This is a genomic window from Streptomyces sp. NPDC008150 (assembly GCF_042956945.1).
GTDB lineage: Bacteria > Actinomycetota > Actinomycetes > Streptomycetales > Streptomycetaceae > Streptomyces.
Genome location: NZ_JBIBHJ010000013.1, coordinates 270566 through 276978, shown reverse-complemented (window position 1 = coordinate 276978; position 6413 = coordinate 270566). Strand labels below are relative to the sequence as shown.

6 protein-coding genes are annotated in these 6413 nt (G+C 72.1%); 4 read left to right on the top strand and 2 right to left on the bottom strand.

The window, feature by feature from the left end:
- Nucleotides 1-46: 46 nt before the first annotated feature.
- The 3 genes from ACFZA0_RS28840 to ACFZA0_RS28830 are packed head-to-tail and all read left to right on the top strand — an operon-like array spanning nt 47 to nt 3073.
- Entirely contained in the window at nt 47-1075 is a 1029-nt protein-coding gene (locus ACFZA0_RS28840) for an iron chelate uptake ABC transporter family permease subunit (RefSeq protein WP_391022303.1), read from the top strand.
- A gap of 40 nt (nt 1076-1115) precedes the next feature.
- The gene (locus ACFZA0_RS28835) at nt 1116-2180 is read left to right on the top strand and encodes an iron chelate uptake ABC transporter family permease subunit (RefSeq protein ID WP_391022344.1); all 1065 of its coding nucleotides are present in this window, start codon (nt 1116-1118) and stop codon (nt 2178-2180) included.
- 5 nt (nt 2181-2185) lie between these two features.
- Nucleotides 2186-3073: an ATP-binding cassette domain-containing protein gene (locus ACFZA0_RS28830; protein WP_391022301.1), complete on the top strand. Its 888-nt coding sequence runs from the start codon at nt 2186-2188 to the stop codon at nt 3071-3073.
- 78 nt (nt 3074-3151) lie between these two features.
- Here the strand turns inward: ACFZA0_RS28830 and argB are convergent, their stop codons facing one another.
- The gene (gene argB, locus ACFZA0_RS28825; protein WP_391022299.1) at nt 3152-4018 is read right to left on the bottom strand and encodes an acetylglutamate kinase; all 867 of its coding nucleotides are present in this window, start codon (nt 4016-4018) and stop codon (nt 3152-3154) included.
- Nucleotides 4015-4962, bottom strand: a complete 948-nt coding sequence (locus ACFZA0_RS28820) for a formyltransferase family protein (RefSeq protein WP_391022297.1) — start codon at nt 4960-4962, stop codon at nt 4015-4017. The genes argB and ACFZA0_RS28820 overlap by 4 nt, the downstream gene beginning before the upstream one ends.
- Nucleotides 4963-5046: 84 nt before the next feature.
- On the opposite strand from ACFZA0_RS28820, the gene ACFZA0_RS28815 reads away from it, so the two are divergent.
- The gene (locus ACFZA0_RS28815; protein WP_391022295.1) at nt 5047-6396 is read left to right on the top strand and encodes a SidA/IucD/PvdA family monooxygenase; all 1350 of its coding nucleotides are present in this window, start codon (nt 5047-5049) and stop codon (nt 6394-6396) included.
- Nucleotides 6397-6413 lie beyond the last annotated feature (17 nt).

The window sequence follows — 6413 nt, the reverse complement described above, 5'->3', positions numbered from 1 at the left end:
CGATGAAGGCCCGCCCGACCCAAGGGAGTTGCTCGTTGGAGACAGCATGGTGACGCCGGGCAAGCGGGTCCGTCCCGTCCTCCTCGTGACAGTGCTCGCCACCGCACTGGTCGTGCTGTGCCTGTTGTCGCTCGCCCTGGGAGCGGCCGGCATCCCGCTGGACCAGGTGGTCCGCGCGCTGTTCGGCGACGCGCCGAACAGGCTGGTCGACAACATCGTCTGGTCGGCGCGTGTCCCGCGCACGGCGCTCGGCCTGGCGGCCGGCGCGGCGCTGGGACTGTCGGGTGCGCTCATGCAGGCACTCACCCGCAATCCACTGGCCGACCCCGGTGTGCTCGGTGTCAGCGCGGGCGCCTCCTTCGCGATCGTGGTGGCCGTGGGTGTGTTCGGCGTCGGCTCGTTCTACGGCTACGTGTGGTTCGCGTTCGCCGGTGCCTTCGTGGCGAGCGTGCTGGTGTACCTCCTGGGCAGGCTCGGCCGTTCGGGTCTCACCCCGGTCAAACTGGCGCTCGCCGGTGTCGCGGTGACATCACTGCTGTCGTCCCTGACCAGTGCGATCGTGCTCACCGACCCGGACGCGCTGGACCGCTACCGCTTCTGGTCGGCCGGCTCCATGGCGGACCAGGACAGTGCCACCGTCCTCAGGATCCTGCCGTTCCTCGCGGTGGGCGCGGCGCTCGCGCTGGCCTGCGCCCCGGCGCTCAACAGCCTCGCCCTGGGCGACGACGTGGCGGCCTCGCTCGGCCGCAGACTGGGTCTCGTACGGCTCCAAGGTGTCCTGGCGGTAACCCTGTTGACCGGGGCGGCCGTCGCGGTGATCGGGCCGGTCGTGTTCATCGGGCTGGTCGTCCCGCACGTCGCGCGGGTCCTCGCCCGCTCCGCCGGACTGGGTCCCGACCACCGCTGGCTGCTCCCCCTGTCGGCGGCGCTCGCCCCGTGCCTGCTGCTCTCCGCGGACATCCTGGGGCGCGTCGTGGCCCGGCCGACCGAGATACAGGCGGGTGTCGTCGTCGCGTTCGTCGGCGGCCCGTTCTTCATCGCGCTGGTCCGCCGGCAGCACCTGGCGGAGGTGTGAGATGACCGCGTCCGAAGCCACCGTCGGGGCACGCGACTCCATGGCGGACAAGCTCGGTTCGGGCGCCGGCCTGCGTGCGTTCCGGCTGCGGGTGCCGCCCGTGTCGGGTCTCGTGCGGCCGCGACTCGTGGTGCTGAGCCTGCTGCTGGCCGTCGCCGTGTTCCTGGTTCTCTGCTGGGGCCTGACCCTCGGCGACTACCCCGTCGCGCTCCCCGACGTGGTGCGCGCGCTCGGCGGCTCGGGCGACCCCGGCACCGTGCTGGTGGTGCGCGAACTGCGGCTGCCCCGGGCCCTGGTGGGGCTGCTGGCCGGCATCGCCTTCGGGGTGTCCGGCGCCATGTTCCAGACCATGACCCGCAACGCCCTCGCCAGCCCCGACATGATCGGGCTGACCGAGGGGGCGGGCACCGCCGTCGTCGCCGGCATCGTCCTGGGCTGGGACGGCGGTCTGGGCACCCAGGCCCTCGGCCTGTTCGGCGCCCTCGCCACCGCCCTGCTCGTGTACCTGCTGGCCTGGCGGGGCGGCACCACCGGCTACCGCATCATCCTCGTGGGCATCGGCGTCTCGTGGATCTGCACCAGCGCGACGGACTACCTGGTCGCCAGGGGCGGGCGGTTCGAGGCGCAGGCCGCGCTGGGCTGGCTGGTGGGCAACCTCAACGGCCGCACCTGGGGCGACGTCGGTCCGCTCGCCGTCGCGCTGGCCGTACTGCTGCCGGCCACCCTGCTCCTGGGCCGGCTGCTGCGCACCCTCCAGCTCGGCGACGAGGTCGCCACGGGTCTCGGCACCCGCGTCCAGCCGGTCCGCCTGGCGATCCTCGTCACCGGTGTCGGGCTGATCGCGTTCGCCACCGCCTCGGCCGGACCCGTCGCCTTCGTGGCGCTCGCCGCGCCGCAGATCGCCCAGCGCCTCGCCCGCACCGCCTGGCCGCCCACGGTCGCCTCCGGGCTGACCGGCGCGCTGGTGGTGCTGGCGGGCGACCTCGTCGCCCGCACCATCGTCCCCGGCACGGAACTGCCGGTCGGCGTCGTCACCGGCGTGCTCGGCGCGCCGGTCCTGCTCTGGCTGCTCGTCCGCGCCAACCGCGCGGGTTCAGGAGGCTGATCCCCATGTCGACCAACGACCCGGACCTGCGCGCGACCGCCCTGCGGCTGTCCTACGACAACCGCGTCGTCGTGGACGGCCTCGACCTGGCGGTACCGCCCGGCCGCATCACCGCCGTCGTCGGTGCGAACGCCTGCGGCAAGTCCACCCTGCTGCGGGCGCTGGCGCGGCTCCTCGCACCGCGCGGCGGAGCGGTCCACCTCGACGGCCGGGAGCTGCATTCCATACCGTCGCGCGAACTCGCCCAGCGCCTCGGCATCCTGCCGCAGACGCCCGTCGCGCCGGAGGGCCTGACCGTCGTCGACCTCGTCAACCGGGGCCGTTCTCCGCACCAGACGTGGTGGCGGCAGTGGTCGCGGGCCGACGAGGAGGCGGTGCACCGGGCCCTCGCCTCGACCGGCATGACCGACCTCGCGGACCGGGCGGTCGACGAGCTGTCCGGCGGCCAGCGCCAGCGCGCCTGGATCGCCATGGCGGTCGCGCAGGGCACCCCCGTGCTGCTGCTCGACGAGCCGACGACGTATCTGGACCTGGCCCACCAGATCGACGTGCTCGACCTGATCACCGACCTGAACCGGCGGGAGAACCGCACCGTCGTGATGGTGCTGCACGACCTCAACCAGGCCTGCCGCTACGCCGACCACATCGTGGCCATGAAGTCCGGGCGGATCGCGGCCGAGGGCACCCCCGCCGAGGTCATCACCGTCGAGACCGTCGTCGACGTCTTCGACCTCAACTGCCAGGTCACGACCGACCCGGTGAGCGGCACCCCGATGGTCATCCCGATGGGCCGCCACCACGGCACCGCATCCCCGGAGCCGGCCGCCGCCGGCCCCGGGGCGCACACGGCCGTCGAGAAGACCGGGCAGCGGGTGCCGCAGACGGCCGACTGAGCCGGTCCCGGCAAGTCGCCCGTACGACAGGGGAGTTCGTGGGGCGGGAACGGGGGTCCGCTCCCGCCCCACGGGTGCTCACCCCGCGTCGTCGGCCACCACGGTGGTGCCCGGGGCCGCGCCCCCGGCCAACGCGTCGAGCAGGGCGTGCGGGGTGCGCCCGTCGAGCACCCGGGCGCTGCGCACCCCCGCCCGCACCGCCCGCAGGCAGGCCTCCATCTTGGGTGCCATGCCGCCGCCGAGGCTCGGCAGCAGCGCCTCCAGCGCCGCGGCGCCGATCCGTCCCACGACCCGATCGGAGCGGGGCCAGTCCGCGCACAGCCCCGGTACGTCGGTGAGGACGACCAGGGTCTCCGCGCCGAGGCCCGCCGCGAGCGCCCCGGCCGCGGTGTCCGCGTTGACGTTGTAGACCTGGCCGTCCTCGCCTCGGCCCACCGAGGAGACGACCGGGACGTGGCCGTGGTCCAGCAGGATCCCGAGGACGGCGGTGTTGACCCGGGTCACCTCGCCGACCAGCCCGATGTCGACGCGTTCGCCCGCGACCTCGGCGTACCGCTTGACGGCGGTCAGGGTGCGCGCGTCCTCGCCGCTGATCCCGACGGCGTGGGAACCGGACTCGTTGAGCAGTCCGACCAGTTCCTTCTGCACCTTGCCCGACAGGACCATCCGCACCACGTCCATGGTCTCCGGCGTGGTGACGCGCAGTCCGCCCAGGAACACCGACTCCATGCCGAGGCGCGCGAGTTGGGCGCCGATCTGCGGGCCGCCGCCGTGCACGACGACCGTCCTGACCCCGGCCTCCCGCAGTACGAGCACGTCCTCGGCGAAGGCCCGGCGCAGGCCGGTGTCCGCCATGGCGTGGCCGCCGTACTTCACGACGACGGTACGGCCGCGCAGCGCCTCCGGCGGGGCGGGGCGGGCGGCCGGTGCGGGGGCGACGCTCACGGCCGGGCCGTGAGGTAGCCGCCCATGGTGCGGAAGTAGTCGGTGGCGGCGTGCTCGGTGCCGTCCTCGGTCCGTACGCGGCGCACGACGAGGCCGCGCAGCCGGCCGTTGCGGGCCTCGGAACCGGCGACGACGACGATCCCGTCGCCCTCGCGGATGAACACGCGGCCGGGAGTGCCGCCGTAGCGCCCCTCGGACACGGACGCCTCCACGATGCGGATGCGCTCGCCGCGGTGGTGGGTAAAGGCGTTGGGGTACGGGTCGCACTGCGCGCGGACCAGGCGTTCCAGTGCCTCGGCGGGCCAGGTCCAGTCGATGCGGCTGTCCTCGGGCGACCGCTTGTGGAAGAAGCTCGCCCTGCTGCGGTCCTGGGGTATCCACACCGCGCGGCCGGAGGCGATGAGGTCGAGGGACTCGGTCACCACCGGTCCGATGAGGTCGACGGTGCGGTGGAACAGGTCGGCCACGGTGTCGCGCGCCCCGACGGGCACCGCGCGCTGCAACAGGATGTCTCCCGCGTCGAGTTCGGCGTTCATCCGGTGCGCGGTGACGCCCACCTCGCGTTCCCCGTTGATGAGTGCCCAGATCAGCGGCGAGAAGCCGGCGTAGGCGGGCAGCAGCGAGTCGTGCACGTTGAGGGTGCCGTGCGGGGGGAGGTCGAAGACCTCGGGGGGCAGCACCGTGCGCCAGTTGTTGGCGACGATGATGTCCGGCTCCGACTCGGCCAGTTTCGCGAGGAGTTCGGGGTCGTCGGGCCGGTTGCGCAGCAGCACGGGGATGCCGTGCTTGTCGGCGAGGTCGGCGACGGAGTCGTCCCAGATCTTCTCGTAGGCGTGCTCGCTCCTGGGGTGGGTGACGGCCAGCACCACTTCGTGGCCGGACTCCAGCAGAGCCTGGAGGGTGCGATGCCCCCAGGTCTGATAGCCGAACATGACGACCCGCATTGTCGATCCTCTCCCGAGACCACCATTGCAAGGTAAGGCTAACCTTATTTACCATCAGGGGCGCCCAAGGGAAGGGAAGTTGCGGTGAACCCACTGCACGACGAACCTCACGCCGTCCATGACGTGCTCGGGATTGGATTCGGACCGTCAAATCTCGCACTGGCCATAGCGATTGACGAACACAACGCACGCTCCGCCCCCGAGAACCGGATTCGCGCGAGGTTCCTGGAACGCCAGCCGTCCTTCGGCTGGCACCGCGGCATGCTCATCGACGACGCGACGATGCAGGTCTCGTTCCTCAAGGACCTCGTCACGATGCGCAACCCGACCAGCGACTTCACCTTCCTGTGCTTCCTGCGGGAACGGGGCAGGCTGGTGGACTTCCTCAACGCGAAGACCCTCTTCCCGTTGCGGATCGAGTTCCACGAGTACTTCGAGTGGGCCGCGGCCCGCCTCGCGCACCTGGTCGACTACTCGTCCGAGGTGGTGGGCGTGGAGCCGGTGCTCGCCGAGGACGGCCAGGTGCGGTGGTTCGACGTGACCAGCCGCGTCCCCGGCTCGCCGGAGGAGACGGTCACCCTCAGAGCCCGCAACATCTCGGTGGCCGTCGGCCTGGAACCGCACCTGCCGCCCGGCACGGCACTGTCCGAACGGGTCTGGCACAACAGCGAACTCGTGCCGCGGGTCGCGGAGTTGACGAAGTCCGGCACCGAGGTCGGCCGGGTCCTGGTGCTCGGCGCCGGGCAGAGCGGCGCCGAGGCGGTCGACTACCTGCACCGGTCGTTCCCCCGGGCGGAGGTGTGCGCCGTCTTCGCCAAGTACGGGTACACACCCGCCGACGACAGCCCGTTCGCCAACCGGATCTTCGACCCGGAGGCCGTCGACGTCTACTTCCGGTCGGCGCCCGAGGTGAAGCAGTCCCTCGTCGACTACCACCGCAGCACCAACTACTCGGTGGTGGACATGGATCTGATCGAGTCGCTGTACGCCACCATGTACCGCGAGAAGGTCATGGGCCGCGAACGGCTCCGCATGCGCAACGTCTCCCGGATCAGGGACGTGCGCAGCACCGCGGACGGTCTCGACGTCACCGTGGAGTACCTGCCCACCGGTGAACGGGAGTCGCTCTCCTGCGACTTGCTGGTGCACGCGACCGGGTACCGGCCCCGGGACCTCGACGGGCTCCTCGGCAGGGCCGCGAAGCTCTGTCTGCGCGACGAGAAGGACGCGGTGCGGGTCGGCCGGGACCACCGGGTGGAGTTCTCCCCCGAGGTGACGGCCGGCGTCTACGTCCAGGGGGCCACCGAGCACACGCACGGACTCACCTCGACACTGCTGTCCACCACGGCGGTGCGCTCGGGCGAGATCCTCGACTCGCTGCTCGCCGACCGCGAGACCCGCGTGGATCCCCGGCCGGAACGCGCGACCGTCTGAACTCCTATACGAGCAAC

What these genes read in the sequence shown, in the direction of transcription:
- ACFZA0_RS28840 (WP_391022303.1), top strand. Translation starts at nt 47, where the DNA reads ATGGTGACGCCGGGCAAGCGGGTCCGTCCCGTCCTCCTCGTGACAGTG.
- ACFZA0_RS28835 (WP_391022344.1), top strand. Translation starts at nt 1,116, where the DNA reads ATGGCGGACAAGCTCGGTTCGGGCGCCGGCCTGCGTGCGTTCCGGCTG.
- ACFZA0_RS28830 (WP_391022301.1), top strand. Translation starts at nt 2,186, where the DNA reads ATGTCGACCAACGACCCGGACCTGCGCGCGACCGCCCTGCGGCTGTCC.
- ACFZA0_RS28820 (WP_391022297.1), bottom strand. Translation starts at nt 4,962, where the DNA reads ATGCGGGTCGTCATGTTCGGCTATCAGACCTGGGGGCATCGCACCCTC.